This is a genomic window from Curtobacterium citreum, from assembly GCF_006715175.1.
Classification (GTDB): Bacteria; Actinomycetota; Actinomycetes; order Actinomycetales; family Microbacteriaceae; genus Curtobacterium; species Curtobacterium citreum.
The window spans coordinates 278,650-305,405 of sequence record NZ_VFMQ01000001.1 but is presented as its reverse complement, the minus strand read 5'-3'; the positions used below and the strand labels follow the sequence as shown (position 1 = coordinate 305,405).

The following is a 26,756-nucleotide window of genomic DNA, read 5'->3' as shown; positions in this document are numbered from 1 at the left end:
GTCGGCGATCAGCGGTAGGACGGGGCGTGCACGACCTCGAGCACCTCGGTACCGAGTGTCCGGAGCGCCTCCACCACGCCGAGGCGTCGCTGGAGCGAGTCGTCGTCGAACGTCACGGTGACGGCGTAGCTCACCGACGACCCCGGCCCGCGGAGGATGCCGGCCTCCGCCCGCACCCCCGTCGACGACCCCGTGACGACGACCGCCTGCAGGCCGTGGTCGAGCGCCCGGTGCGCCAGGGGGTCGAGGCCGAACGAGCCTGCGACGAGGGACAGGTCGCTCGCGAGGGACAGCCAGCCGAGCACCCGGTTCGACACGGCCTCGTCGACGACCTCGCCGAGCGCCAGACCCCGCATCAGCCAGGCGAGCTCGCCGGTGGGCGCCACCGAGGCGTCCGGGGCGTCGTCAGGACCACGACGGTCCCGCACGCGGTCGATCAGGGCGGTCCGCTCGATCCCGAGCCCCTCGGCCCGCTCGCGCACGGCGTCGATGCCGACCGTGGAGAGCAGCGCGTTCATCGCCCAGGAGTCGGCCGTCGCCCCGACGAGCGTCGCGAGGTCGGGGACCTGCATGGTCGGCTCCTGCAGGAACTGCCAGAGGCCAGCACCCGTGGCGGTGTCCCGCGCCATGCGCTGCAGCCGGTCACCGTGCAGGCGGCCGTCCTCGAGCTGCGCAGCGGTCTCGATGAGGAGCAGGACGCGTCCGAGGCTCGCCACGGGCTGCACGAGCGTGTCGTCCACCGCCAGCAGGGCCTTGCCGGTCGAGGTGTCGATGACGGACGCACTGACGGACGCACCGTCCCGGGCCAGCGCACCCAGTGCCTCCAGGCCGGCCGCGAACCGCTCGTCCGCACCACCGCGGTGCCGTCCGCGCGCACGGACGCCGACCGCGGCGTCGACGTGCTGTCGACGCCGCGGACGGCGTGTGGAACCCGGTTCGGAGGACGCGGACGCGTCCGGTTCGGTCATCACCAGATCGCGACGCGCTCTGCCGGGTCGAGGTACATGGCGTCCTGCTCGGTCACGCCGAAGGCTTCGTAGAAGCCGTCGATGTTCCGCACGACCTGGTTGCAGCGGAACTCCGTGGGCGAGTGCGGGTCGATCGAGAGCAGTCGTGCTGCCTCTTCCGGGCGGATCGCCATCCGCCAGGCCTGGGCCCAGCTGAGGAAGAACCGCTCGGCGCCGCTGAGGCCGTCGACCACGGGCGGCTCCTGGCCGTCGAGGGACAGCAGGTACGCCTTCCACGCGATCGACAGCCCGCCGAGGTCGCCGATGTTCTCGCCGATGGTGAGCGCGCCGTTGACGTGGCCGTCCGGGACCTCGGTCGGGACGAGGGCGTCGTACTGCGCGATGAGTGCCTTCGTGCGGTCCTCGAACGCGGCACGGTCGGCCTCGGTCCACCAGTTCTGCAGGCGGCCGTCACCGTCGTACTGCGAGCCCTGGTCGTCGAAGCCGTGCCCGATCTCGTGGCCGATGACGGCGCCGATCGCGCCGTAGTTCGCGGCGGCGTCGCGGTTCGCGTCGAAGAACGGGAACTGCAGGATCGCCGCGGGGAACACGATCTCGTTGAAGCCCGGGTTGTAGTACGCGTTGATGGTCTGCGGGGTCATGAACCACTCGTCGCGGTCGATCGGCTGACCGATCTTGCCGAGCTCGCGGTCCACCTGGAAGGACGCGACCGCGCGGACGTTCCCGAGCAGGTCGGTCGGGTCGACGGCCAGCGCCGAGTAGTCGCGCCACTTCACCGGGTAGCCGATCTTCGGCGTGAACTTGTCGAGCTTGTCGAGCGCCCGGGCGCGGGTCTCGTCGGTCATCCAGTCGAGCGCGGTGATGCTCTGGCGGTAGGCCTCGACCAGGTTGGCGACGAGGTCGTCCATCTTCGCCTTGGACGTCTCGTCGAAGTGCTCCTGCACGTAGATCCGCCCGACGGCCTCGCCCATCGCACCCTCGACCAGGGAGACGCCGCGCTTCCAGCGCTCGCGCTGCTTCGGCGCACCGGTGAGGGCCGTGCCGTAGAACGAGAAGTTCGTCGCGGACAGCGCGCTCGTCAGGTAGGCCGCGGACCCGCGGACGACCTGCCAGCGCAGCCAGTCCTTCCACGCCTCGACCGGCTCGCGGTGCAGGAGCGCGACCAGCCCCGTGATGAACGAGGGCTCCCGCACGACGACCGTCTCGAAGGCGCCGGCCGGGGCGTCGATGGCGTCCACCCAGTGCTGCAGGTCGGTGCCGTGGGCGAGTCCGGCGATCTCCGCCCAGGGCTTCTTGTTGTAGGTCTTCTGGCTGTCGCGGGTCGTCACGTTGTCCCAGTGCTCCGCGGCGAGCGCCGTCTCGAGCGCGATCACGTGGTCGGTCCGCTCGGCCGCGTCGTCGAAGCCCGCGAGCGGGAACATCGCGGCGACGAACTCGCGGTACTTCGCGCGGATGTCGGCGAACCGGTCCTCGCGGTAGTACGACTCGTCGGGCAGCCCGAGGCCGGACTGCTCGAGGAACACCACGTACGACTCGGGGTCGCCCGGGTCGTTGTCGACGAAGAGCTGCAGGAACCCGGGCAGCCCGAGCCGTTCGAAGCGGCCGACCATGCGGACGACGTCCTCGACGGAGGCGACCGCGTCGACCTCGGCGAGCAGGGGCTCGATCGGCTCCGTGCCGAGCGACTCCAGGTGCTGCTCGTCGGTGAAGGACGTGTAGAGGTCCCCGACCTTCCGCTCCTCGGTCCCCGGAGCGGCCTGCTGGGAGCGCTCGACGATCGCGCGGACGGCTTCCTCGGCGGCCTCGGCCAGCACCGTGAACGAGCCGTACCGCGCCTTGTCGTCGGGGATGGGCGTCGCGTCGATCCACGAGCCGTTCACGTGCCGGTACAGGTCGTCCTGCGGTCGGACCGCGGGGTCGAGCTCGTCGGTCGTGATCCCGGAGCCGAGGGCTCCCGAGGTCTGCGTGGTCCCCGTGCTCGGGTTCCCTGGCGTGGGTGCGACGTCCGTCATGCGTCCACGATAGCCACCACCACCGGCTCGGCACCCGGTCGGTGTCCACCCCTGTGGACGACCGCACAGGGTGCCGGCGGCCCGGTACGGTCATCGCATGGGACTCGGCTGGAAGCTGCACGGGGACGGCGCGACCGTCTCCGCCTCGACGATCGTTGCGCCGGACGAGCGCCTGAGCTGGGGGCGGACGATCGGCCTCGGTGTCCAGCACGTCGTCGCGATGTTCGGCGCGACCTTCCTGGTCCCGCTGCTGACCGGCTTCCCGCCGTCCACGACACTGCTCTTCAGCGGTGTCGGGACCCTCCTCTTCCTGCTCATCACGGGCAACCGGCTGCCGAGCTACCTCGGCTCGTCGTTCGCCTTCATCGCGCCGATCGCGGCCGCGACGAAGATCGGCGGCATCCCCCTCGCCCTGTCCGGCATCATCGTCGTCGGCGCCCTGCTCGCGCTCGTCGGCCTCGTGGTGCACCTGGCCGGCGCGGGCTGGATCGACCGGCTCATGCCACCGGTGGTCTCCGGTGCGATCGTCGCCCTGATCGGGTTCAACCTGGCGCCGGCCGCCCGCGACAACTTCACGAAGGCACCCCTGACCGCGGTGGTCACCCTCGCGGCGATCATCCTGGTGACCGTCCTGTTCAAGGGGCTCGTCGGACGCCTGTCGATCGTGATCGGTGTCGTCGTCGGGTACGTCGTGGCCGCGCTGTCGGGGCAGGTCGACCTGTCGAAGGTGTCCGAGGTCCCCTGGGTCGGCCTGCCGACCTTCACCGCGCCGGCCTTCGACCCCGGGCAGCTCGCCGTGTACCTGGGCTTCGTGCCCGTCGTCCTCGCGCTCGTGGCCGAGAACGTCGGTCACGTGAAGGGCGTCGGGCAGCTGACCGGCCGCGACCTCACGCCGCTGACCGGACGCGCGCTCATGGCGGACGGCCTCTCGACGGTGCTCGCCGGCGTCGGAGGCGGTTCGGCCACGACGACCTACGGCGAGAACATCGGCGTCATGGCCGCCACGCGGGTCTTCTCCACCGCCGCGTACTGGGTCGCGGGCATCGTCGCGATCCTGCTCGGGCTGTCGCCGAAGGTCGGGATGGTCATCTCGTCGGTCCCGGCCGGCGTGCTCGGCGGTGCGACCACGGCGCTGTACGGCCTGATCGGCGTCATCGGCATCCGCATCTGGGTCGAGAACAAGGTGGACTTCGCCAAGCCGAAGAACCAGCTGACCGCGGGCATCGCCCTGATCATGGGCATCGCCGACTTCACGTTCTCGTTCGGTGGCGCCACCTTCGGCGGCATCATCGTCGGCACCGTCGCGGCGATCGTCGTCTACCACCTGATGGACCTGGTCGGCCGGGCACGCGGCACGGAACAGGTCGCGCCGAAGGCCTCGGACGCGGCGCACGCCGCGACCGGTGCGGTCCCGGCGGAGCCGCGCGCGGACTGACGCACGGACCACCGGACGGGAGGATCGTGGCCAGCCCGCCACGATCCTCCCGTCCGGCGTCCCGCCAGCCCGTCAGCCCACTGGGGCGTCCCCGCCCCGTCGTCGATGGAGCAGACGACGTCGGGTGGTCGGGACGGACCCGACGTCTCCTGCTCCACCGAGCGACCTCGGGCGGGACCGGCCGGGTCAGCGGAGGCCGGTGAGGCCGACCACCAGCTGGACCACCGCCAGCACGACGAGCACCACCACCAGGCCGACGGTGCCCCACCGCTCGATGCCCACCCGCAGGGCGGACAGGGGTCGGTGCGCACGCGGACCGGCCGCAGCGGCGACGACCACCGGCGCAGCGACCGTCGAGGCGGCGACGACCACGAACAGCACGGCCGCCACGACGGCCTGCCCCGGCGCGGGGTCAGCGTCGCCGAACGCCAGTCCCGCGGTGAGCGCGAGCACGAGCGCCTTGGGGTTGCAGAACAGGAGCAGGCCGAGGCCGAAGCCGTGACCGGTGCCGAGCCGCTCGACGGCGTCCGACCACCGGGCACTCGACGGACGCCCGTCGGGCAGGCGCCGTGTCGTCCACTGCCAGACGGCGAGTCCGGCGAGCACCGCGGCGGCGGCGAGCGCCACGACGGCCTGCACCGACGACCCGCCGGCGGTCTCGAGCGGGAGCCGCTCGCCGACGAGGACCGCGACCACGAGCGCCACGGCCACCGCCGTCGCCCACCCGACCACGCAGGCGATCGCGGGTCCGTACCCGCGGCGGTGCCCGAGCAGGAAGACGACCGACGCGATCGGCAGGGGGCTCAGGGCGATCCCGACGGCACCGGGCACGAGGGCGGTCAGGTCCACGGTCGGAGCGTACCGCCACCAGAATGGTGCGGTGCCCCGTCCTCCCGCGTCCGCCGAGCGCCCTGCTCGCTCCGAGCAGCGCGGGGTCGACCGGGACATCGTCCGGCTCGCGGTGCCCGCCCTCGGGGCGCTCGTCGTCGAGCCACTCTTCCTGCTGACGGACACCGCGCTCGTCGGGCACCTCGGGGCGACGTCCCTCGCCGCGGTCGGCCTGGCGGGCGCCGTGCTGCAGACCGTGACGGGACTCCTCGTCTTCCTGGCGTACTCGACGACCCCGGCCGTCGCCCGGGCCCTCGGTGGTGGGGACCGTCGCGGCGCGGTGCACGCCGGCATCGACGGGATGTGGCTCGCGCTCGCGCTCGGCGTCGTGCTCGCGCTCGTCGGGTGGCCGCTGGCCGGGCCGCTCGTCGACCTGTTCGGCGCCTCGCCCGCGGTGTCGGCGGCGGCGACGGCGTACCTGACGGTGTCGCTGATCGGCCTGCCCGGGATCCTCGTCGTGACCGCCTCGACCGGACTGCTGCGCGGTCTGCAGGACACCAGGACACCGCTCGTCGTCGCGACCGTCGGCTTCGTGGCGAACGGGCTGCTCAACGCCGTGCTCATCTACGGCGCGGATTGGGGCGTCGAGGGCTCGGCGGCCGGCACCGTCATCGTGCAGTGGGCCATGGCGGCGGTCTACGTCGGCATCGCAGTCCGCGCAGCCCGGGCGTCCGGTGCGCCGCTGCGGCCGGGAGCGTCCGGCGTCGCACGCGCGCTGCGGTCGGGGGCGTGGCTGTTCCTCCGCACCGCCTCGCTGCGGGTCGCGATGCTCGCGACCGTCGGGACCGCGGCGGCGCTCGGGACCACCGGGCTCGCGACGACGCAGGTCGGGCTCACCGTCTTCTCGACCCTGGCGTTCGCGCTGGACGCCCTCGCCATCGCCGGGCAGGCCCTCGTCGGGCACGGCCTCGGCGCGCGCGATCCCGACCGGGTGCGGCTCGTCACCCGGCGGCTGGTGCTGCTCGGCGTCGCCGGCGGCGTGCTCCTCGGGCTCGTGACCGTCGCGGTGAGCGGCCTGCTCGGACCGGTGTTCTCCGACTCCGCCGCGGTCCGGGACGCCCTGCCGCTCGTGCTCGTCCTCATCGCGGTCGGGATGCCCGTCGCGGGCTACGTCTTCGTGCTCGACGGCGTGCTCATCGGCGCGGGTGACGCCCGGTACCTGGCGATCGCCGGCGGGGTGAACCTGGTCGTGTACCTGCCGCTCCTCTGGTGGGCGGGCGGCACGCTCGCGGGACTCTGGGCGGCGTTCGCGCCCGGGTACATCGGGGTCCGGGCGGTGACGCTCGGGCTTCGGGCGCACCGACGAGGCTGGATCGAACAGGCGCTGGCCCGGTGACGCGCTCCGGGGAAGGGACCGCGGTCGCGTCCTCCGCGGTGCTCGCGACGGTCGGCATCGGGGTGCAGGGGGTCGCGAAGCTCCTGGTCACGGTCGTCGTCGGCCGGGTGTTCGGCACCGAGACGCTCGGGCACACCACGGCCCTGCTGTCCCTGTCGGTCTTCGCGGCGCTGCTCTGGCCGAACGCGGCGGGGAACACGGCGTCGCGGTACCTCGCGGTGGCGCTCCGGGCCGGCCGGTCGGACGCCGCGGTGAACCGACTGCTCGGGGCCGCGACGGCGGTGTCGAGCGTCGTGCTCGCCGCGCTGACCGTGCCGATCGCGATCGCGTGGGGCAACGGGCCGTGGACCGTCGTCGGCGGCGTCGCGGTGGTGGTGGCCTACGGCCTCTACTGCCACGCGCGGGGTGCGCAGCTGGGCTACGGTCGTGCGCCGCTGACCGCGCTGTGGGACACCGTTACGAGCGTGCTCGCGCTCGGGCTGCTCGTGGCCGTGTGCGTCGCCCGCCTCGAGCCCCTCGTGCTGCTCCCCCTGGCCGTCGGCTACACGGTGTTCGCGGTGGCGTGCTGGCCCCGGGGCAACCGTGCCGCCGGGCCGCCGGAGCCGACGACCGGGGTGCTCGGCTTCGCGCTGTGGAACGTCCTGGCCGTGACCACCGCGAACGGCCTGCTCCAGCTGACGATGATCGCGGCGCAGGTGAGCGTCTCCGCGCGCGAGGCCGGGGTCTACGCCGCCGCGTTCACGCTCGCGACGCCCGCCTCGATGCTCGGGCAGGCCCTGGGGCAGGTGCTCGTCCCGGCCTTCGCGCACCGGACGGACGGCGGGTCGCTGCGCTCCCGCGGCGCCGCCGTGCTCGTCGGGGGCTTCGCGGGCGGGACCGCGGTCGTGTTCGGACTCGTCGCCCTGCTCGCCGGGTGGTTCCTGCCGATCGTGTACCCGGCCGAGGGGGCGGCAGCCGTGGCGGACCTGCGGTACCTGATGGTCGGCGTGTGGGTGTTCACGGTCGGGCTCGTCCCGGCGGCGCTCCTGCTCGCGGCCGGTCGGTCGCGGGCGGTGGCGCTGGCCTCGGTCGCGGGGTTCGTCGTGGGTGCGGTGCTGATGGCCGTGCTCGCGCCGGTCGCCGGGGTCGCGGGTGGGACGACCGGGTTCCTGGTCGGCAGCGCGGTGAACCTGGTCGCGGTGCTCGGACTCGGGTTGCGGCGGCGCTGAGCACGGCTGCCCCGTCAGTCGAACGTCGGCGTGGTCGCCGAGCACCGCACCGGCTCGCCCGGCGCACTCGAGGTGTCGGAGGCGATCTCGCGCCCGCCGTCGAGCAGGATCCGGCAGGTGGCGGTCGCCCCGGCGGCGGGCGTCGCCCGGACCGATGCCCGGTCCTCCGCGAGCACGACAAGCTCCCGCGTCCAACGCGATCCGCCGTCCGACGCCTTCCGGGTCTTCCGGTCGCCGAGGTCGACCTCGCGGGGCGCGTCCCCACGGCCCACGCGTCGCCCAGCTGCTGGTGGACGACGCTGCAGCCGGTCAGGAGCCCGATGGAGGCGGCTGCGGCGACGAGGGCGGCGGAACGACGGACGGTGGTGCGCGTGCTGGTGCTCATGCTCCGAGCCTGTCCGGTCGGCTCCCGGGGGTCGTCGGCCCGCGGTCCCGACGGGGTTGGCCGACGGGTGCACCCTCGGTCATCCGGACGAGGGGATCGACCACTGCCTGCTGCGGTCGGAGGACCACGAGGGCACGGCGTCGGGGTCACACCGCGAGAGCGATCCGCGCGGCGCGTCGCTCAACGCCGCGGCGTCGGCGAGGACCTCAACAACTCCGCAGACCAGGCCTTCTCTGCCGGTCGCCCGGCACGGACGAACCCAGCCGAGCTCGACCCTCACTGGTCTCTCGGGCCTGATCCTGGTCGTCACGGGTGCGCGGCACCCTCCAGCCAAGCAGAGATCTCCCTCGTCTGCTGTGCGGCACGGGTTGGGCCGCACAACGTCCCCAATGAACGGTGCAAGCGGACTGACCCCTCGTCATCCCTGATGGCGAAAGCCATCACCTTGAGGAATCGGCCACTCCCGTCGAGGTTCCCGGCGTTCAAGAAGCCTTCGTAACTCACGACCCGGCAACTCGTTATCGCAGCACGATTCCATCGTGACGTACGGAACCAGCTCCGAACAACAAGGACCTGCCCGTCGATGTAGATCCCCATGAACAGGCTCCTCACCAGGAAATACCCCATGGCGGACACCACAACACCGAGGATCATCCCGGCCGGAAGAGTGCGCGGCACCGCGGTGCCACTGAGGAGCTTCAGAAGGATGACGGACAACGTAGTTGAGTAGATCGGCAACGCAATCCATCGGGCGGTGTTGCCTGAGTGAGCGACGCGTCGCACTAGCTTCTCCATCCACGCCCCGGAAGCATCTTGCAGTCCCACACCGAAACGGACCCACTTGACCTAGTTACCGATATCCTCCTTCCCATGACCCCTGGTCACAGTCGCGAACACTCACTCCGGCAACTCTTGTGCATGAGCAATCACCCACACGAACGGTAGTCAGTGTCGAATCACGTCGTCTACCATATCTCCTGAATCCGTCGGAGCAACTCCGAGGGACACGCTTCAGCCAGGATCTGTTCGTCGATCACTTGGGTACGGCTTCTCGTTGCCTGAGACCTCAGGGCCAGTATGGCGGTCTCGCGCCAAGAGGATTCGCTTGCGTCTTCACTTCTGAGAGCAACTTCCACAACACCACCAGCCTCCGCAACCATGGTCATCTCCTTGAAACCAGAATCGAAGGCAATTTCTACCTCGAGCGCGAGTTCCCACTCGAAGGCACCCGTGGCAATGTCAGGAAAGGCAACGCGGTAGGGGTGATAGTCCAGGTCAAACGCAATCAAGGGGTATTGGAATGCCAAAAGCGTCCCCCAAATTTTCCAAACTTTCGCCACAGTCGATGCTGCCCAATGTTCCGACTCCCAAGACGAGGATAATGGGGTAGATATCTCGCGATTCCTCGATTGGACTTCACTCGATACCCGTGAATGCAGTGCAGCCCGATCGATTTTTGCGGCAATGACCTGAAGATAGGTGCTGCGCAGCGCGAAGCTTGGCGTTCTACCGGAGCTCGCCGTCCGTCACAGACACGGCTCTTCCTACCTGCGAGGACGGCTCCTACACTTTTCAAGTTCAACCAATGCTTCCATCGCGCCGCGTCGCGCCGACGCAGCGAGCGGACCCGGAGATACCCAAAAGGCAAAAAGCGGTGAGAAGCGTTTGCGGCCGTGTTGATTCCAGCCAATAAAGGGCAACGATACGACATCTTCAGATTGCGGCATGGCAAAGATTGTCGCATATGCAATTCGCCTATCCCGAATCAAGCCCCGTATAACAAGGTGGTCTCGTGCTACTTCCGCGCCGGTTCGTAGCGCGCGCCAAAACATGTAGCCTCCGACTGTCACGCTGATGGCGGAGAGAACTACTGTTACCCACTCGAGTCGAAGATGATTCCCGATCTGCCGCGCGAGCACGATACCGGCTAGCGCTGCCATTGCGTCACATGCTGCAAGTGAGTAGCGAGTGGCAACCGGGCCAAGAAGAACTATTGCGTCTTTTCTCATTTTCGTCAACGCTCTTTCTTGCATGTCGACTCTACCGATACTTGAATCCGTCGCGCGCTCTGGCTCGGACCCAACTTGCGCTTTGATAGATACCGTAGCCGGTATCTGCATAATGATGAGGTCGAATCACGTAACGTTTGAATTTGTAAGCTCGCAGCCTCACGGCATGCCGCGCCACGCGATTAGCTGGTCGACCTCTCACGAATCGAGGAATTCGGGCGAGTGCTCGAGCGCTGTATATGCGATTCCCGACGGAGAGCGCCTTGCCAACCTCAAACGAAGCTGCTCCAACGATATCCAGCCACCATGAACGATCTCCGTGCGCGACCTTGTAGATACCGCACTCAAGCGATGAGCCTTGAGCGCCGCACACTTCATCCTCGGGACCGGCTGCTCCCGGTCTCGGTCAGTCCGCCGCGCACATCAGCTCGACTCTGGAAAGGTAGCGATCGTGCCAGCTCGCGACCGGCGTTCCCGCTCGGCACTGACGACCGCTGGCGCATTGATCAAATGTTCACTCTGAAGCGCTCTTTCTGCGTGCTCGCGGTTGAAGTCGTCGGGATCGGCAGCAAGGAGTTGCAGAGCTTCACGAGGCCGGTCTACTCGGAAGATGACAGCCCAACGAACTGCGGAAGAGCGATCTGCCGCAAATGTCATGAGCTGAGCCTCATCTGGGAAGCGCAAGCCGTTGCCGACCACCGCAGTTCGAACCTCGGCCGTTCGGTCAGTTACGAGCCGCTGCATCTGCTCTCTATTGATCCGGGGATTGCTCGCGCAATAAGCCCGAACCTTCGTCGCTGCATCTTTGAGGAGGTTTTCAAAGATGTCGTTGTCATCGGTGGTTGCCGCCATCCGGCCTTGCACTTCTGCCGACGCGTCCTTCGCTAACCGGTATTGAATGCGCGGTGGGAGGGAAAGCGCGTAGCGCTCGAGGAACATGCTCGCAAGAACTGCCCGAACATCTTCATCCAATGATTGGCCAGCGACGCTGTAGAGGCGCGGCCGAAGCTCAAGATTTTCGGCCGCCGCCACGAGTCGTACAGTCGGGTCCTTATCTGAAAGCAAGACCTTCCCTGCAGCATCAGACGCTGAAAGATTGCTCGCCGCTGCGATACGCACGGTTCGCGAGTCATCAAGTGACAGATCATCAACCACTTGTCGCTCCGAAGATTGTCGAGCAAGGTCAGCAGCTTCCGAGATCTTCATCGTGTCAGCACTCTTTCCGTCGGTCATCTGCAACTAATCCGCGCTGAACAGGTCGCGGCGATCGGCGCAGCTGCCTGAGACGAGGTCGCTATAAGGTCATCCTAGCAAGCCGAATGTGCATTCAACAGGAATCAGCGCCCGGACAGAACTCCTCGAATACAAATCGACGCCGGAGCGGACCACGCCGTACATCGACAGGGAAGTCGAAGCCATCCGCAAAGGATACGAACTCTGGTGTTCGCAGGAGCCCTAGGCGCCCTATCATGGGGCGCATTTCGCTCGCATCGAAGTGTTCCAAGAGCCCAAACACCCGCTCGAGGGGTTCTTCGATGACAATATAGCCATCAAAGGCAGCTACTATTACTTGTTTCTCCCCCAGGGGACTGAGTGTGAGGCGTTGATCGAAAGCTTGACCATGCAACTCCCATTGCTCAATACCCGCATGTTCAATGACAGTAGTTTGGAGGTGCGGCAGACAAGCCCGTCGCAAATCGATGACAGAATTCAAGTTTCAACGCCTTCGGTGGTATGGGCTGCTCGAGACATGACTGAAGGGATGCTTGTGCGATCCAGCCCGTCCAAGTCGCCACACCAATGGCGACTTCTTGCTCACGGCACTTTTCTTGCCCAAGCTCCAACCGAGACGTATCCTACCTCTATTCAGCAATCCACCGGGCCCGAAGAGACGGCTGTTACGGCCAATACCCGGAAGTCTTGTCTGTACAGTCAATGCAGCCCGAGCGATTTTTCCGGCGCGGCCGGCTGACTTCGTTACCAAGGTCGCCGCCCTCACGCCTGGGACGATCCCAGCCAGATTGAGGGCTGCGCAAGACAAGCAACCGCCGGCTAGGGCAAGGCCGGCAGACGCAATCGATGCGACAATACCAATCGGACCGGGGATGAAAGCACCAAAGGAGATTATATCCGCAGCAGCGATCCACCTGTTCTGCTTATAAAGGGACATGCTCCATTCACCGGAGATGTCGGCGTCATTCACGGGATCATTCGGATAGGCGTAGTCGTCGTCGGTGCCGCCTTCGACGGGGTCGACTTGCAGGAACCGGCCGAGGGCTGCGACGTACTGTCGTGCTCCCATCTCGATCGTGGCGATCGAGCCGAGATGTTCGGTGAGCTTCTGGTGCTGGCCGAGCCAGCCGTAGTCGGCGCTCCCTTGTTGCGTGTCTGGCCCTGACTGATTCGCCCGGACCGTGCCGAAGAGGCTGGTGGTTTCGTCCATGACCTGGCCGAACGGGTCGTACACCGGCAGCGTCGGCGTTGTAATCGTTCCAGAACCGTCGGTCGTGATGGTGATATCGCCGTGGCTGTTCGGATACGACCAGACCGCCGCGTTGCTTCGATACTCAACGGTGACACCTCCGGCAAGCGGAAGGTCCCACTCGGTCAGCTTGCTCGCACCGTCGTAGACGAAGTCGGGGGTGTCGCCGTCGCCGGTGAACCCGTACCGGGTCACGGTCTTCGTCCCGTCTGCTGCCTGCTCGGTGCGCTGCACGATCCGGTCAGACGCATCACGCAGGTAGGTGACCTTCGACCCGTCGTCGAGGACGGTCTGCACGTGCCGGTCCTGACCGTCGTAGACGAGCGTCTCGTCGGCGAGCTTCGTGGTGTTCCCGTGCGCGTCGTACACCAGCTGCGAAGCCGTCAGCGACTGGTTCACCGGCGTTGCTCCGGCAACCGGGTTCGTCACCGTCGTCCCGATCAACCGGTCCGCGGCGTCGTAGCAGGACGCGACCTGCGTCGCAGCTCCCACCGGGTTCCCGAGAGCGTCGAGGAGCTGATCCGACGAAGACGTCCGGTTCCCGTTCTTCCCCGCCGCGGCGACCGCACCCGTCTGAGCGCACGCGGCCTGGCCGAACCCGTACGTCATCTGATGTCTGGGGATGGTCGCGGCCACGAGCCGTCCGGCCGTGTCGTAGGAGTACGTCGACGTGTTCGACGTTGCGCCGAGCGTGGTGGTGTCCTTCAGGACGTCACCGGACTGGGAGCGGACGACCTGATCGGTGAGCTGCGGCTGGTTGTTCGGGAACGACCACGCCAACCCGATCAGCTGCCCAGCGCCGTCCTTGGTCACCGTCGCGGACGTGCCGTTGCCGGCGTTGCCGTCCCCGGACGGGTACGAGACCGACGTGACGTCACCCTGCTGGTAGGTGGGCACCGCGACGACCTTGCCGTCAGCGGTGAACTGCGTCACCTTCGAGTCGATGTCGTACGACTGACCCGTCGAGTGCTGCACACCATCCGCCGTCACCGCCAGCGTCGAGGTGACGCGGCCCGCCTGGTCGTAGGACGTGGTCGTCGTCGTGCCCCACACGTCCACGTACTTCGTGACCTGGCCGAGCAGGTTCGACACGGTGGTGATCTTGGATCCGTTCGGTGACCCGGCGACGGCGTCGTCGGTCACCACCGTGGTCAGACCATCCGCGGAGAACGACGTGGTCGCGGTGGTTCCGGGCTGGCCGTTGAATGCCGAGGTCGTGCTCTTCACCGCGCGGCCGCGGGCGTCGTAGACGGTGCAGGACCAGTCGTCGTCCCCGGACTGCTTGGTTCCTGCGGTACGACCCCAGATGTCGTAGAGGTACGACGTCGTGACCGCGTTCCCGGTCGTCGGGATGGCTCCGGTGGTGGTCTTCAACTGGCCGTACTGCGGCGTCGACACGTCCACGCCACAGATCTGCCCGTCTGTTGTCCCGTACGCGGCCTTGATCGTTTCCGTGTCACCGAAGTACGCGTTCGTCGAAGCTGCAGCTGCCTGGGCCGGCAGGGTGCGCGTGAGCTGGCGGAGGTAGCCGGAGTTCTGGGGCTCGTAGCTCGCCGTCTCCTTCAACGCGAGTCCTGACGGGTCGGTGATCGTTGCGGTGGACATCCCGAGCCACGGCTTGTCGAACACCGTCGCGGACGTGGAACCACTGATCTGCGATGCCGAGATGCCAGCGACACCGGTCGGCGCCTGATCGTCCGTCTTCGACGTCGTGGCCAGGCCGTAGTCGGGCGTCAACGCGGTTCCCGGGATCACCGTCGTGGTGCCGCCGTTGATCTTTCACTCGAGCGCCAGGGATGCGTCGACGGTGACCTCGCGGTACTGCAGCCGGATTTTGACCGACTGCCCCTTCTTGAGGGTGACGGTCTGGTTCGCAGCTGTCTCGGTTGCGGAGTGGGGGCCCCAGTCGTCGATGAGCGGTACGTCGTCGACCCAGAGCTGGGCGCCGTCGTCGGACTTGGTCAGGAACGTGTAGGTCCCGTCCTGGGGTGCGGTGACCAGCCCGGTGAGGCGGACGGAGAAGTTGTCCGTCGTGAAGCCGGCGCCGGCTGCTGCCGGGCTGCCCTTGGCCCAGGTCTGGTTGATCGAGCCGTCGCTGCCTCCGACGCCGAGCCCGTAGGACTTGGGCGCTCCCGCGAGGCGGTCGTTGTCGTACCAGGTCGCGTTCAGACCGCGGAGCGGGTTGCCGTTCGCGTCCTGGTCGTACCCGGTGCTTGCACCGGCACCGCGACCAGGACCTCCCCGACCAACGCGATCTTTGTGATCACCGATGCGAGCACTCCGGCCCGCGCGACTCGTCCCCTCATGGGACTCCCCTACTGCTCCGACCGGCCCAGGACCGGTCACCTCCGCTCCCCCACGGGAGCACGGAGACTGAGCGTAAGGACAGTCGCGCTCAGCTGATCCATCGGTTCTGCCCCCCCGTTCGGGGAGGGTGGAACGACCGGGGTACGTCGCCGCTGGGCCGCGCCTTGCGGACAAACAACAGAACCACGAGCACTACCGCCGCGGTACCGGTTTCGGGGTACGACCGCAGACTGAAGCTACGGACCGGGTGCCAGCCCGATCCGCGGCACGAGCCACGCCATGCCGGCGGCGATCGCCGCCCGTGCAGCGAGCCAGTTGTGCTTCACCCCGGGGACCACCCACGTGGTGACGCGCATGCCCGCAGCTGCGGCGTGCGCGGCGACGACAGGCATCGCGGGACCGTACCGCCCGTCGAGCTGCGCCGCGGTGAAGAACGCCGAGCTGTCACGGTACGGACCGTGTGCGGCGAGCAGGGCCTCCGGCTGGGCCGCGCGGTACGCGGCGGCGTCGCCGGAGAAGCCGCGGGCGATCGACTCCCCGGGGCTGCCGAGCGTCGGGCCGAGCTCCCCGGACACGTCGATGATGTTGCCGAAGCGCCCGGGGTCACCGGCGCCGAGCTGGATCGCGCACGTGCCGCCCTGCGAGAACCCGCCGATCGTCCACGCGGACGCCCCCGTCTGGACGCGGAGGTGCGACGTGATCCACGCCGGGACGTCCTGCTCCAGGTACGTTTGGCTGTTGCCGAGCGGGCCGTCGACGCACATCGGGTTGCCGGAGTCCGGGCCGAGCTGGTCCGGCACGACGACGATCGGCGCGAGCCCGGCGTGCATCCCTGCGACCGCGTCCATCGTCTCGGTGAGGTGCCCGCCCGTCTCCAGGTCCTCCGGGCCGGAGCCGCGGGACTGCCCCGGGAGCAGGACCACCACCGGCAGCGCCGGCGGGTCCGGCACCAGGGCGGCCGGCGGCAGCCACAGCAGCCCGGGCCGGGCGGTGAAGTGCGACCGCGTCGCCGGGATGGTGACGCGGAGGAGCCGGCCGGCGGTCGGCAGGTCCGTCCGCGGGGCCCACGTCCGGGCGAGGTCCAGGGTCACCGGCTCCCCGGACGCCGGCGGGTGCTCGGCGAGGGGGATCCCATCGGACCCCGCCGGGTCGGGGAGGACGGTGGGCGTCGGCGTGACGGCCGGGGTGGGGGTGGGGGTGGCCGTCACCGTGACCGCAGAGCGGGGGTCGGCCGACGCCCGGCCCCACCACGTCGCGCCGACCCCGACGTTCACCACGGTCAGGACCAGGACCAGGACGAGCACGGTCCAGACCGTGGCCCCGGGGCGTCGAGCGTGCTGCACGCGCTGAGCGTACGGCGGGTCGCCCGACCACACGGCCCTCAGCGCAGCCGCGGCGCTGAGGGATTCCCCAGTCAGCTCCGAGCGGGGCCCGTCGTGTCGCCGATCCGCAGCTCGGACCGGAACGCCGCGGGGTGCGGCTCACCGCCCTCGAGCATCGCGAGCGCTGCCCGGGCTGCGGCGCGGCCCTTCTGCTCGAAGGGCTGCACGAGCGTCGTGAGCTGCCGGATCGGCGAGCGGTGGAGCAGGCTGTCGTCGACCGTGATGCCGTCGAACCCGACGACGCTGACGTCCTCCGGCACACGGAGTCCGGCGTCCAGTGCGGCCGAGATCACCCCGACGGCGAGCAGGTCGCTCTGCGCCACCACCGCGGTCGGGATCGCGGCCCCGGGAGCTGCTCCAGCGAACAGGGACTGCCCGGCGATGCGGCCCTCCTCGACCGAGCTGCCGGCGGCCTCGACCGCGGGGGCGTCCCCGTACACGCCGCGGACCCCACGGAGCCGCTCGAGGGTGGTGTGGGCGACGCCCTCGGCCTCGCGGGCGGGGTCGACGAGCCCGCGACGGCGGCTCCCGTCGAGGGGCAGCGTCACGACGGTCACGGCGGTGTGCCCGAGGTCGCGCAGGAACGCCGCGGCTCGGCGCGAGGCCTCGCGGTTGTCGAGGTGGATCGGCACCGCACCCTCGATCTCGTCCGCCTCGATCGCCACGACCGGGATCTGCCGGCGTCGGAGCACGGCGACGGCGGGGTCGATCCGGACGTTGCAGCCGACCAGGACCACGGCGTCCATCGGCGCGTCGACGATCGGGCCGGTGCCGCGTTCGTCGTCGAGCGGGCTCCGGACGAGCAGCAGCGACGCCCCCGCCTCGCCGGCGACCTCGGCGATGCCGTCCAGGGTCAGGACGTTCACCGGGTCGCGGAACGCGTCGCTCAGGCGCTCGTCCATCACGACACCGATCACCCCGGACCGACCGCGGCGCAGCGAGCGTGCTCGGGGGTCCGGCCCGCCGTAGCCGAGCTCGGCGGCCGCGGCGAGCACGCGGGCCTTCGCGTCCTCGGAGACCGGTCCCGCACCACTGAAGGCGAGCGACGCCGTGGACGGGGCGACCCCAGCCGCGCGGGCCACGGCGGCGAGGGTCGGGCGGGGTCCACGGCTCGCCCCACCGTCGGCGCCGGTCCGGGACGCTCCGGTCCCGGACGCGCCGGGTCCTGTTGCCGGTTCGTCCATCGCCCGTTAGCGTAGTCACCGAACGGGGTCGAATCGATTCGACACCACCGCGACACGCACCAGCACCGACCCGGAAAGCCCGACATGACGACGACGTCCGCCCGCACCGCCCCGACCACCCGCGTCTGGATCGTCGCGGTCTTCGTGGCCTTCACGCTCTCGGGCCTGGCGATCGCGACCTGGCTCGGCCGCATCCCGAGCGTCCGCGACTCCCTCGGCGCGACGACCTTCGAGATGGGCCTGCTCGTCCTCGGCATGGCGGTGGGCTCGATCGGCGGCCTGACCTTCGCCGGGCACATCGTGTCGAAGCTCGGCGCGCGTCGCGGCGTCCAGGTGGCCTCGGTCTGCCTGGCCGTCGGGCTGACCTTCGCCGGCTTCGCGGTCACGTACGGGTGGGGCTTCGCCGCGATCTGGGTCGGTCTCATCGCGTTCGGCTTCGGCAACGGTCTGGTCGACGTGTCCATGAACGTGTCCGGTGCTGCCGCCGAGAAGGCCGGCGGGCGGACGATCATGCCGCTGTTCCACGCGGCGTTCAGCGTCGGCACGCTCGCCGGCGCCGGGCTCGGGGCCCTGACCGAGGCGCTCGAGGTGCCCGTCGTGCTGCACTTCACCGTCCTCGGCATCGTCACGTGCCTGGTCTTGCTCGCGGCCGCGTCGCGCTTCGGCGACGAGCACCGGTTCGAGGAGCACACGTCGACCGCGACGAGCCCGACCCCCGTGCAGCTCACCCGTTGGCAGGTGTGGGCACAGCCGTCGACCCTGCTGATCGGCGTGATCGTGCTCGGCATGGCGCTGGCCGAGGGGTCCGCGAACGACTGGCTGCCCCTCGCGATGATCGACGGTCACGGCCTCGACAACGCCGCGGGCTCCGCCGTGCTGACCGTGTTCCTGGCCGCCATGACCGCCGGGCGCATCGCCGGCAGCCCGCTCATCGACCGGTTCGGCCGCGTGCCGGTGCTCCGCGTGAGCGCCGCCGTCGCCGTGGTCGGCCTCGGGCTGCTCATCTTCGTCGACGTCATCCCGATCGCCATCGTCGGGGTCGTGCTGTGGGGCCTCGGGGCGAGCCTCGGGTTCCCGATGGGCATGTCCGCCGCAGCTGACGACCCGCGCTCGGCCGCGCTCAAGGTCAGCGCCGTGGCGACGATCGGCTACGTGGCGTTCCTCGCCGGTCCGCCGCTCATCGGCTTCCTCGGCGAGCACATCGGCCTGCTCGGTGCGCTGCTCGTGGTCTTCGTGTTCATCATCGGCGCGGGCCTGGCATCCGGGGCGGCGCGCGAGACGGGCGCCGCGGCCGAGACGCTGCGCCGCCGACGTGCGCAGTCAGCCGGGCGCGACCGCACGACGGGCCGCAGCGGGGACGACGGGGACGACCCGCGCCTCCAGGCCGGGACGCCGACCCCCGCGACGGAAGCCGCCGCACCGACAGCCGACCGTACGGAGAGCGCGACGCGCGACCACCGTTAGGATCGCCGGGTGCGTCTCGTCATCGCCCGCTGCTCCGTCGACTACGCCGGACGCCTGTCGGCCCACCTGCCGCTCGCGACCCGTCTGCTCATGCTCAAGGCGGACGGCTCGCTGCTCGTCCACTCGGACGGCGGCAGCTACAAGCCGCTCAACTGGATGAGCCCGCCGTGCTCGATCGAGATCGGCGAGCCCGACGAGGAGCAGGCCACCGCCGGCATCACCCAGGTCTGGACGGTGACGCAGAAGAAGACCCAGGACAAGCTGATCGTCAGCGTGAACGAGGTCCTCGCGGACGAGTCGCACGACCTGGGAGTCGACCCGGGTCTCGTGAAGGACGGGGTCGAGGCACACCTGCAGCAGCTCCTCGCGGAGCAGATCGAACTGCTCGGCGACGGCCACACGCTCGTCCGCCGCGAGTACATGACCGCGATCGGACCGGTGGACATCCTGGCCCGCGACGACGCGGGTGCGAGCGTGGCCGTCGAGATGAAGCGCAACGCGAACATCGACGCGGTCGAGCAGCTCACCCGGTACCTCGAGCTCATGAACCGCGACCCGCTCCTGCGACCGGTGCAGGGCGTCCTGGCGGCCCAGACGGTGGCACCGCAGGCGCGCACCCTCGCCGAGGACCGCGGAATCCGCGTCCTCGTGCTCGACTACGACGCGATGCGCGGCATCGAGGGCGGGCACACGCGCCTGTTCTGAGCGGAGCGACCGGGCGCCGCGGCCCACGTCCGTCATCGTCACGGCTCGCGCCCGTCGTCGGGACGGCTCCCGTCCGTCGTCGGGACGGCTCCCGTCCGTCGTCGGTGCGGGCACCGGCCTGGAGGCACGGGTCGCCCCCGACACGCCGACTAGGCTGGGCAGGACATGACGCGCCCCTTCACCGCCATCCTGTTCGACCTCGACGGCACCATCAGCGACTCCGCTCCGGGGATCCTCGAGAGCATGACGCACACCTTCCGCACGGTCGGCGTGCCCGTCCCGGACCACGCGACGCTCATGTCGTTCGTCGGCCCGCCGATCATGGACACGTTCCGCACGGCGATGGGGATGGACGAGGCGCAGGCGGAGCACACGCTCGCCGTGTACCGCGAGCACTACCTGTCGCACGGGGCGCTCGACTCGGCGATGTTCCCCGGCATCGACGTCGTGCTGCGGACCCTGCACCAGGCCGGACTGCCGATCTCGACGGCCACGAGCAAGCCCGAGACCCCGGCGACGTACATCCTCGAGCACTACGGGCTCACCGGGGACATCGACGTCATCACGGGCGCGAGCGACGACGAGGTCCGGAGCGCCAAGGCCGACGTCGTCGAGGAAGCGCTCCGCCGCCTGGACGCCCGCGGCTTCGACGTGAGCCGGCCCGTCCTCGTCGGCGACCGCCTGCACGACGTCGAGGGCGCAGCGGCGAATGGCGTCCCCGTGGTCTTCGCCGAGTGGGGCTACGGCTCCCCGGCCGAGGCCACGGGCACCGTCGCACAGGCCGCCACCCCGCTCGACCTGCTGCCGATCCTGCTGCCGGACGCCGCGTGACGACCGCGGCCCGTCGGGGGCTCCGCGGCGCGGCCTGGGTGCTGCCCGCCGCGATCGTCCTGATCGCACTGAACTTCCGCGGGCCGATCGTCGCCCCCGCGCCGGTGATCGGCGACGTCCGTGTCGACCTCGGGCTGACCGCGACGGTCGCCGGCCTGCTGACGACCATCCCCGTCCTGTGCTTCTCGCTCGCGACGCCGTTCGCCAGCTGGGTGATCGCCAAGGCCGACCCCGAGCGCGCGGTGTCCCTGTCGCTCGTGATCGTCCTCGCGGGCACGGTGCTCCGCTCGGTGCCCTCGGCGACGGCGCTGCTCGTCGGCACGGCGGTGATCGGCATCGGCATCACGATCGGCAACGTCGTCGTGCCCGTGGTCATCCGGCGGGACACCTCCCCGGAGCGCGTCGGCCTGGTCACGGGCGTGTACACGTCGGCGCTCAACGTCGGATCGATGATCACCTCGCTCGGCACCGCACCGATCGCCGCCGCGTGGGGCTGGCCGGTCGCGATCGCGGTGTGGGCCGTGTTCGCCGTGGTCGCCGCCGCGGGGTGGACGTACGCCGTCGGCACCCGCGCGGCCTGGCTCCGACCGGAACGCACCGAGCCGGTCCCCGCGACCGGACCCGTCGAGTTGCTCACCGAGACGGGGTCGATCCGCACGGTGTCGACGAGCGGCGCTCCGACGGTCCGGCCCGCTCGACGGCTGATCACGTGGGGGCTGACGCTGGCCTTCGGTGGACAGGCGTTCTCGTACTACGCGCTGACCGCGTGGATCCCGACGCTCCTGCACGACGAGATCGGGTTCTCGGCGGAGTCGTCCGGCGCGAGCTCGTCGGTGTTCCAGATCCTCGCGGTCGTCGGGGCGCTCGGGGTCCCGGTGCTCGCGACGCGCTGGCGGCCGCGGGCGATCGTCGCCCTCGTCGGCACGCTCTGGCTCGCGATGCCGCTCGGGCTGCTGTTCGCGCCGCAGCTCTGGCTGCTCTGGTCGGTCCTCGGCGGGGCGGCCCAGGGCGGCGGCATCACCGTCATCTTCATCATCATCGTGCGCATCGTCACGAGCGACGACGACGCCCGCCGGATGTCCGCGTTCGTGCAGGGCGGCGGCTACCTGATCGGCTCGGCCGGGCCGCTCGTCGCCGGGAGCCTGCACGGCGCGACCGGGGACTGGACGGCACCGCTGCTGGTCGTGCTGGTGGCGGTGCTGACCCTCGGGGTGGTCGGCACCCTCGCCGCCCGTCGCGTGACCTGACCCGCGCCGGACGGGACCCGTCGCGCCGGACGCACCACGTGCCTCCCGGCCGACCTGACGCGTCCATGGAGCAGCAACTGTCGGGTCGGAACCGCAGCCGCGCCCGGGACCGCGTCAGCGCGCCTCGAGCACCTCGCGCAGGATCATCGGCCGGCGGCCGGTGACCCGCTCGACGTCCCCGGAGACCGGCGCGAGCACGCCCTCCGCGATCGCCGTGTACGTGCTCACCCACGCGTCCGCCTGCCACGGTTCCGGATCCCACTTCGCGCGCGACGCGTACGCCTCGTCCAGGGTCTCCTCGTGGTAGCTGACCGGGCGCCCGCGGACCTCGGAGACGATCGCCGCGGCCTCGGCCAGGGTGATCGCGACCGGCCCGGTCAGGTCGTAGGTGCGGTCGAGGTGCGCCGACGGGTGCAGCAGCACCTCGGTCGCGACGCGGGCGACGTCCGCACGCGCCACCGCCGCCATCGCACCGTCGCCGGCCGGACCGCGGATCACGCCGTCCTCGCCGACCAGGTCCTCGACGAAGTCCAGGTAGAACGAGTCGCGCAGGAACGTGTGCGCCATCGAGGTCGCGCGGATCGCCTGCTCCGTGGCCCAGTGGTCGCGACCCAGGGTGAAGGTCGCGTCGGCCGCTGCACCGGCGAACGACGTGTAGACGACGTGCTGCACGCCCGCCGTCGCGGCCGCGCCGACGAAGGCGCGGTGCTGGGCGAGCCGGTCCTCGGCCTCGGCGCCGGACACCATGAGCAGCAGGTCGACGCCCTCGAGGGCCCGGCGCGACGCGTCGACGTCCGCGAAGGACGCGACGGCGACCTCGGCGCCGGGCAGCTCCGGTGCGCGCGACGGGTCGCGGACGAGCATCCGGAACGGCGTGCCCGCCGCGGCGAGCGCGTGGGCGACCGCGCCCCCGATGTTGCCGGTGGCCCCGGTGATGGCGATGGTCATGGTCGCTCCCGTCGTGTCGGTGGGTGCCGGACTCAGGTCCGCACCGTCCTGGAGGCGCGTGGCAGCGTCGCCGCGACCCTCGCGGCGTTCACGCCGTCGACCTCGAGCGCCCAGGCGCGGGCTGCCGCGCGGTCGCGTCCGTGCCGCACGTGTCGTCCGACGAGGCGGTCGACGCGGACGTCGTCGTCGACGACGACCGCCCAGGTCTCGGTGAGCAGCGTCCGCAGCGCGGTCCACGGTGCCTGGTCGTCGAGCAGGTAGTTGCCCTCGGTGACGACGAGCCGGGTGGCGCGCGGGACGGCGATGCTGCCGGCGACGGGCTCGTCGACGCGACGGTCGAAGTCCGGGGCCCAGACGACGTCCTCGTCCGCGGCGACGAGTCGTCGCACCAGGGCGACGTAGCCGTGCGCGTCGAAGGTGTCGATCGCGCCCTTGCGGTCGTGGCGGCCGAGGGCGTCGAGCGCGGCGTTCGCCAGGTGGAAGCCGTCCATCGGCACCTGGACGGCGGTGCCGGGGCCGTGTGCGGCGTCGACGGCCGAGACGACCCGGCGGGCGAGCGTCGACTTGCCGGCTCCGGGGGCGCCGACGATCCCGAGGACGACCCGGCCTGATGCGGCGGCGAGCGTCACGGCGTGGGCGACGGCGGCGTCGGGGTTCGTCACGTGGTCATCATCGCAGCCGGGCGTCGGCGCGGCCCGTGCTCGCGGCGCGCGGTCAGTCACGGTCGCCGAACAGGCCCATGCCGTGCTTCGTCAGCACGTCGTAGGCGTCGCCGAAGGTCTCGGGCACGGGCGCGTCCGGCTCGTAGCGGGCGAGGAGCAGTCCGAGCAGCCCCTTCGCGGGCGCCGTGATCGGCCGGTCGCGCTCGGCGCCGCGGGGACGACGACGGCGGGCGGCGGCCTCCGGGTTGGTGGGCACGTAGGGCGGGGTGACCTCGGGCCAGAGCTGCGGTTGCCAGGGCACCGTGCGGTTCAGGACGTTGTGGATCCCCTCGGCCTCGGCGTCCCGGTGGGTGAGGGGCTCGAGACCGTGCTGCTGGCAGAGGGTGTGCGCGATCGACCCGTGGTGCATCGTGGCGTTCACGATCGTGCCCGGGTCGGTGTACGCCGAGACCACGAAGGTCGGGACCCGGCCGCCGAGCCGGTCGAACCCGAAGCCCATCTCCCCCGCCTCGGGATCGCCGGACGGCGGTGTGGCGGTGGGCGGCGGGACGTGGTCGTAGATGCCGCCGTGCTCGTCGAACGTCACCACGAGCGCCGTGTTCACCGCGTTCGACCCGGTCGTCGAGCGAGCGTCCCGGATCGCGCCGTAGACCTCGGCGAGCAGGGCCTCGGCGGCGCGGACGTCGCTCATCGCACTGTCGAACGTCGCGCCGTCCGGTTCCGCGACGACCTTCGGACGCGAGACCGGCGGGTGCATGTCGTTGTGGTCGAACATCATCCGCGGCTCGACGAAGGCGTAGTCGGGCAGGGTGCCGTTCGCCGCGTCCTCGTGGAACTGCGCCATGCTCCGGAAGTTGGTCTTCCAGTACCGCTCGATCGACGGGGCGTGCAGGAAGCCGGTGAGCGAGACGACCTGGTCGGCGTCGAAGTAGACGCGCCAGCTCTTGCCCGCGTCCTCGAGCCGGGTGAACAGCGTCGGGACGTCCGGGGCGTCGAGCCACTTCGCGGGGCCGTCGGGCTGCCCGTTCGTGACGAACCCGTGCGAGGTGCTCGCGTGGAGGAACGAGCGGTTGCAGAAGGTCTGCGACGGGACGGCGCAGAACCAGTGGTCGTAGACGGCGAAGGACTTCGCCAGGGTCGAGAAGACCGGGAGCATCGCGGGCGAGAAGCCGCCCATCACGCGCTCGTACTCGTCGCGGGTCGGCTCGACACCGCGTTCGAGCCGGTAGTTCACGACGTAGTCCCGGACGAAGCCGGACATGGTGGGGCGGCTCGTGTCCGCCGGGGCGTTGTACGGGGCCGCGTAGCCGTTCCGCCCGGGGTCGGCGTTGCCGGGCGGGTCGACCGTGCCGAACCACTGCGTGTTGACGTGCGGGTAGAACTCTCCCGGGTCGGGGTCCGGCTGGCTCATCACGACGTCGGTGCTGCCCTCGTAGACGTGCGCGGCGACGACCGTGCCGTCCGGGGCGGTGTTCTCGTGGGTCCCGCGCTGCAGTCCGGCGAACGACTGACCGGGTCGGAGCTCGGCGTCGGTGTACAGCCGGCCGAGCACGTGGTCGAAGCTGCGGTTCTCGAACATGAGCACGACGACGTGGTCGAACCCGGGCTCGGCGCGCTCGGGGAGCGGGGCGAACCCGTAGCGCTCGGCATCGGTGCCCCGGGCGGCTGCCACGCCGGCGCCGACCGCACCCGCGCCGACGGCGGCGCCCGCGGCACCGATGCCCGCGCGGCGGAGGAACGCCCGACGGCTCGTGCGGGCGTCGTCCGGGTCGTCGCGCTTCCCTGCGGCCATGCGACGTTCCTACCACCGGAGCGTGCGCGTCCGCGATGCGCGGCGGTGGTCGCGGTGGTTGCCTGGGCGCATGGTCGATGCGACGACGGCGTTCAGCGGGTTCTCGGTCCGGGACGTGCCCGAGGCCCGGTCGTTCTACGAGGGCGTGCTCGGCGTCCCGGTCAGCGAGGAGCACGGGATGCTCACGCTCCACCTCGGCGACGGGCACGGCGTGCTCGTCTACCCGAAGGGCCCTGCCCACGAGCCGGCGTCGTTCACCGTCCTCAACTTCCCGGTGCCCGACGTCGACGCGGCGGTCGACGAGCTCGCGGCGGCCGGGGTCCGGTTCCTGCAGTACGACGGGGTGACGGACGAGCGCGGGGTGAACCGGCAGGGCGGGCCGCTCATCGCGTGGTTCACCGACCCGTCGGGGAACGTGCTGAGCGTCATCGAGCAGTGACGCGGTCCCACCGCTCGCGGACCGGGCCGGGCGGCAGGACGGCGTCGACCTCGTCGTGCAGGGCGGTGATCGCGGCGAGGTGGTCGGGCAGCAGCAGGTTCCACGGCACCGGGGCGACGTCGAGCAGCGCCGGCAGCGTGTGGTCGCGTCCCGGCGCTCCCCACTGCTCGGCGACGGCGTGCACGAGGACGTCCCGCTCGAGCCGGACCTCGCCGAGCCGGTCGAGCACCACGGACCGGGCAGGGTCGTCGACGGCGTCCCGGAGCTGCCCGAGGAGCGCCCGCTCGTCCCAGAGCCGGGCGGACAGGTCGGTGGCTGCGCCGCGCACGTCCGCTCCCCTCGGTCGCCGTGCCCGAACGCTACCGGAGCAGTGCTCCGGCCCACCCCAGTGCGATCGGGACGACCAGGCCGTGCCGCCGGTGCGGGAGGTCGGCGATCGGGACCCAGGCGGCCTCGTCCGTCGTCCCGTCGGTCTCGTTGCGGAGCTCCCCACCCGTGATCGTCGCCCGGAAGACGACCTGCACGGCCTTCATGGGGCGCCCGGTGTCGTGGAACCGACGCTCCTTCGGCACGATGTGGTGCCGGATCCCGAGCAGGGCGCCGCACTCGGCGTGGTAACCGGTCTCCTCGTGGATCTCGCGGACGACGGCCTGCTCGACGGTCTCGTCGAACTCGACACCACCGCCGGGGAGCGTCCACGTCCCGGCCTCGGGCACCCGGAGCCGCGCGAGGAGCACGCGGTCGCCGTCGGTGACCACGCCGTAGGCGGCGAGCCGGGTGTCGTAGTCGGTGTACTCCATCTGCCGACTGTGCCACCGACCCCGGACAGCCGGAGCGGGACGCGCCGCCGCATCGCCCGCGGGGACGGTCCGTCGTGGCCGCCCGGCCAGCGCACCACCGTCGGCCGACCACGCAGGGTGCGGGATGACTCAGGATCAGCCGCGAAGCCGCCGCAGACCGGGCGTCCGGTGCCCTTCGGGACACCTCGGGTCGCTACGGTGCCGGTGACCCCGCCGATCCCGCGGTCCGCCGTGTCGGCGCCGCGTGGAGCCTCCCGACCCACCGGACGACC

23 protein-coding genes are annotated in these 26,756 nt (G+C 70.5%); 8 read left to right on the top strand and 15 right to left on the bottom strand.

Features of this window, described 5'->3' with window-relative positions; translation table 11 throughout:
* Positions 1–8: 8 nt before the first annotated feature.
* Both FB462_RS01520 and FB462_RS01515 read right to left on the bottom strand, forming a co-directional pair.
* Entirely contained in the window at positions 9–968 is a 960-nt protein-coding gene (locus FB462_RS01520; RefSeq protein WP_114851243.1) for a serine hydrolase, read from the bottom strand.
* The gene (locus tag FB462_RS01515; protein WP_141859720.1) at positions 968–2,980 is read right to left on the bottom strand and encodes a M13 family metallopeptidase; all 2,013 of its coding nucleotides are present in this window, start codon (positions 2,978–2,980) and stop codon (positions 968–970) included. The genes FB462_RS01520 and FB462_RS01515 overlap by 1 nt, the downstream gene beginning before the upstream one ends.
* 97 nt (positions 2,981–3,077) lie before the next feature.
* On the opposite strand from FB462_RS01515, the gene FB462_RS01510 reads away from it, so the two are divergent.
* A complete protein-coding gene (locus FB462_RS01510; protein ID WP_141859719.1) occupies positions 3,078–4,415 on the top strand; it encodes a uracil-xanthine permease family protein in 1,338 nt (445 codons plus the stop codon).
* Positions 4,416–4,601: 186 nt separating this feature from the next.
* On the opposite strand, the gene FB462_RS01505 is transcribed toward FB462_RS01510, so the two are convergent.
* Positions 4,602–5,264 (bottom strand): GAP family protein, encoded by a 663-nt coding sequence (locus FB462_RS01505; protein WP_058741580.1) that lies wholly within the window; start codon positions 5,262–5,264, stop codon positions 4,602–4,604.
* 31 nt (positions 5,265–5,295) lie between these two features.
* On the opposite strand from FB462_RS01505, the gene FB462_RS01500 reads away from it, so the two are divergent.
* Both FB462_RS01500 and FB462_RS01495 read left to right on the top strand, forming a co-directional pair.
* Complete coding sequence (locus tag FB462_RS01500; protein WP_229666929.1) at positions 5,296–6,639, top strand: MATE family efflux transporter; 1,344 nt, start codon at positions 5,296–5,298, stop codon at positions 6,637–6,639.
* On the top strand, positions 6,636–7,847 hold the full coding sequence (locus FB462_RS01495) for a lipopolysaccharide biosynthesis protein (RefSeq protein ID WP_141859717.1): 1,212 nt from the start codon (positions 6,636–6,638) through the stop codon (positions 7,845–7,847). The genes FB462_RS01500 and FB462_RS01495 overlap by 4 nt, the downstream gene beginning before the upstream one ends.
* A gap of 14 nt (positions 7,848–7,861) precedes the next feature.
* On the opposite strand, the gene FB462_RS01490 is transcribed toward FB462_RS01495, so the two are convergent.
* From FB462_RS01490 to FB462_RS01460, 7 genes are all read right to left on the bottom strand, one after another.
* Positions 7,862–8,119 (bottom strand): hypothetical protein, encoded by a 258-nt coding sequence (locus FB462_RS01490; RefSeq protein ID WP_141859715.1) that lies wholly within the window; start codon positions 8,117–8,119, stop codon positions 7,862–7,864.
* A gap of 1,078 nt (positions 8,120–9,197) precedes the next feature.
* Positions 9,198–9,521 (bottom strand): hypothetical protein, encoded by a 324-nt coding sequence (locus FB462_RS01485; protein WP_167509961.1) that lies wholly within the window; start codon positions 9,519–9,521, stop codon positions 9,198–9,200.
* Positions 9,522–10,664: 1,143 nt separating this feature from the next.
* A complete protein-coding gene (locus FB462_RS01480; RefSeq protein WP_167509960.1) occupies positions 10,665–11,447 on the bottom strand; it encodes a hypothetical protein in 783 nt (260 codons plus the stop codon).
* A gap of 511 nt (positions 11,448–11,958) precedes the next feature.
* Entirely contained in the window at positions 11,959–14,460 is a 2,502-nt protein-coding gene (locus tag FB462_RS01475; RefSeq protein ID WP_141859708.1) for an RHS repeat-associated core domain-containing protein, read from the bottom strand.
* 42 nt (positions 14,461–14,502) lie between these two features.
* Complete coding sequence (locus FB462_RS01470; RefSeq protein WP_208738878.1) at positions 14,503–15,069, bottom strand: PA14 domain-containing protein; 567 nt, start codon at positions 15,067–15,069, stop codon at positions 14,503–14,505.
* A gap of 197 nt (positions 15,070–15,266) precedes the next feature.
* A complete protein-coding gene (locus FB462_RS01465) occupies positions 15,267–16,373 on the bottom strand; it encodes an alpha/beta hydrolase (protein WP_141859704.1) in 1,107 nt (368 codons plus the stop codon).
* Between the two features lie 71 nt (positions 16,374–16,444).
* A complete protein-coding gene (locus tag FB462_RS01460; protein WP_141859702.1) occupies positions 16,445–17,596 on the bottom strand; it encodes a LacI family DNA-binding transcriptional regulator in 1,152 nt (383 codons plus the stop codon).
* 84 nt (positions 17,597–17,680) lie between these two features.
* On the opposite strand from FB462_RS01460, the gene FB462_RS01455 reads away from it, so the two are divergent.
* The 4 genes from FB462_RS01455 (at position 17,681) to FB462_RS01440 (ending at position 21,843) form a co-directional block, all read left to right on the top strand.
* On the top strand, positions 17,681–19,060 hold the full coding sequence (locus FB462_RS01455; protein WP_141859700.1) for an MFS transporter: 1,380 nt from the start codon (positions 17,681–17,683) through the stop codon (positions 19,058–19,060).
* A gap of 9 nt (positions 19,061–19,069) precedes the next feature.
* A complete protein-coding gene (gene nucS / locus FB462_RS01450; protein WP_141859698.1) occupies positions 19,070–19,765 on the top strand; it encodes an endonuclease NucS in 696 nt (231 codons plus the stop codon).
* A 165-nt stretch (positions 19,766–19,930) separates the two neighbouring features.
* Entirely contained in the window at positions 19,931–20,596 is a 666-nt protein-coding gene (locus tag FB462_RS01445; RefSeq protein WP_141859696.1) for an HAD hydrolase-like protein, read from the top strand.
* Positions 20,593–21,843, top strand: coding sequence for an MFS transporter (locus FB462_RS01440; protein WP_141859694.1), 1,251 nt, complete (start codon positions 20,593–20,595; stop codon positions 21,841–21,843). Before FB462_RS01445 ends, FB462_RS01440 begins: the two co-directional genes overlap by 4 nt.
* 114 nt (positions 21,844–21,957) lie before the next feature.
* Here FB462_RS01440 and FB462_RS01435 read toward each other — a convergent pair whose 3' ends face one another.
* The 3 genes from FB462_RS01435 to FB462_RS01425 are packed head-to-tail and all read right to left on the bottom strand — an operon-like array spanning position 21,958 to position 25,245.
* On the bottom strand, positions 21,958–22,791 hold the full coding sequence (locus tag FB462_RS01435; RefSeq protein ID WP_141859692.1) for an SDR family oxidoreductase: 834 nt from the start codon (positions 22,789–22,791) through the stop codon (positions 21,958–21,960).
* A 32-nt stretch (positions 22,792–22,823) separates the two neighbouring features.
* Positions 22,824–23,453, bottom strand: coding sequence for a nucleoside/nucleotide kinase family protein (locus FB462_RS01430; RefSeq protein ID WP_141859689.1), 630 nt, complete (start codon positions 23,451–23,453; stop codon positions 22,824–22,826).
* A gap of 52 nt (positions 23,454–23,505) precedes the next feature.
* Positions 23,506–25,245 (bottom strand): alkaline phosphatase family protein, encoded by a 1,740-nt coding sequence (locus FB462_RS01425; RefSeq protein WP_141859687.1) that lies wholly within the window; start codon positions 25,243–25,245, stop codon positions 23,506–23,508.
* Positions 25,246–25,315: 70 nt separating this feature from the next.
* On the opposite strand from FB462_RS01425, the gene FB462_RS01420 reads away from it, so the two are divergent.
* On the top strand, positions 25,316–25,684 hold the full coding sequence (locus FB462_RS01420; protein WP_141859685.1) for a VOC family protein: 369 nt from the start codon (positions 25,316–25,318) through the stop codon (positions 25,682–25,684).
* Here the strand turns inward: FB462_RS01420 and FB462_RS01415 are convergent.
* On the bottom strand, positions 25,671–26,012 hold the full coding sequence (locus FB462_RS01415; protein WP_141859683.1) for a hypothetical protein: 342 nt from the start codon (positions 26,010–26,012) through the stop codon (positions 25,671–25,673). The two genes, FB462_RS01420 and FB462_RS01415, sit on opposite strands and share 14 nt — an antisense overlap.
* A gap of 31 nt (positions 26,013–26,043) precedes the next feature.
* Positions 26,044–26,484, bottom strand: a complete 441-nt coding sequence (locus FB462_RS01410; protein WP_114851263.1) for an NUDIX hydrolase — start codon at positions 26,482–26,484, stop codon at positions 26,044–26,046.
* Between the last annotated feature and the right edge of the window lie 272 nt (positions 26,485–26,756).

Coding starts and splice junctions, on each gene's coding strand:
- FB462_RS01520 (WP_114851243.1), bottom strand. CDS start 968: ATGACCGAACCGGACGCGTCCGCGTCCTCCGAACCGGGTTCCACACGC.
- FB462_RS01515 (WP_141859720.1), bottom strand. CDS start 2,980: ATGACGGACGTCGCACCCACGCCAGGGAACCCGAGCACGGGGACCACG.
- FB462_RS01410 (WP_114851263.1), bottom strand. CDS start 26,484: ATGGAGTACACCGACTACGACACCCGGCTCGCCGCCTACGGCGTGGTC.
- FB462_RS01425 (WP_141859687.1), bottom strand. CDS start 25,245: ATGGCCGCAGGGAAGCGCGACGACCCGGACGACGCCCGCACGAGCCGT.
- FB462_RS01480 (WP_167509960.1), bottom strand. CDS start 11,447: ATGAAGATCTCGGAAGCTGCTGACCTTGCTCGACAATCTTCGGAGCGA.
- FB462_RS01455 (WP_141859700.1), top strand. CDS start 17,681: ATGACGACGACGTCCGCCCGCACCGCCCCGACCACCCGCGTCTGGATC.
- FB462_RS01435 (WP_141859692.1), bottom strand. CDS start 22,791: ATGACCATCGCCATCACCGGGGCCACCGGCAACATCGGGGGCGCGGTC.
- FB462_RS01510 (WP_141859719.1), top strand. CDS start 3,078: ATGGGACTCGGCTGGAAGCTGCACGGGGACGGCGCGACCGTCTCCGCC.
- FB462_RS01445 (WP_141859696.1), top strand. CDS start 19,931: ATGACGCGCCCCTTCACCGCCATCCTGTTCGACCTCGACGGCACCATC.
- FB462_RS01420 (WP_141859685.1), top strand. CDS start 25,316: ATGGTCGATGCGACGACGGCGTTCAGCGGGTTCTCGGTCCGGGACGTG.
- FB462_RS01460 (WP_141859702.1), bottom strand. CDS start 17,596: ATGGACGAACCGGCAACAGGACCCGGCGCGTCCGGGACCGGAGCGTCC.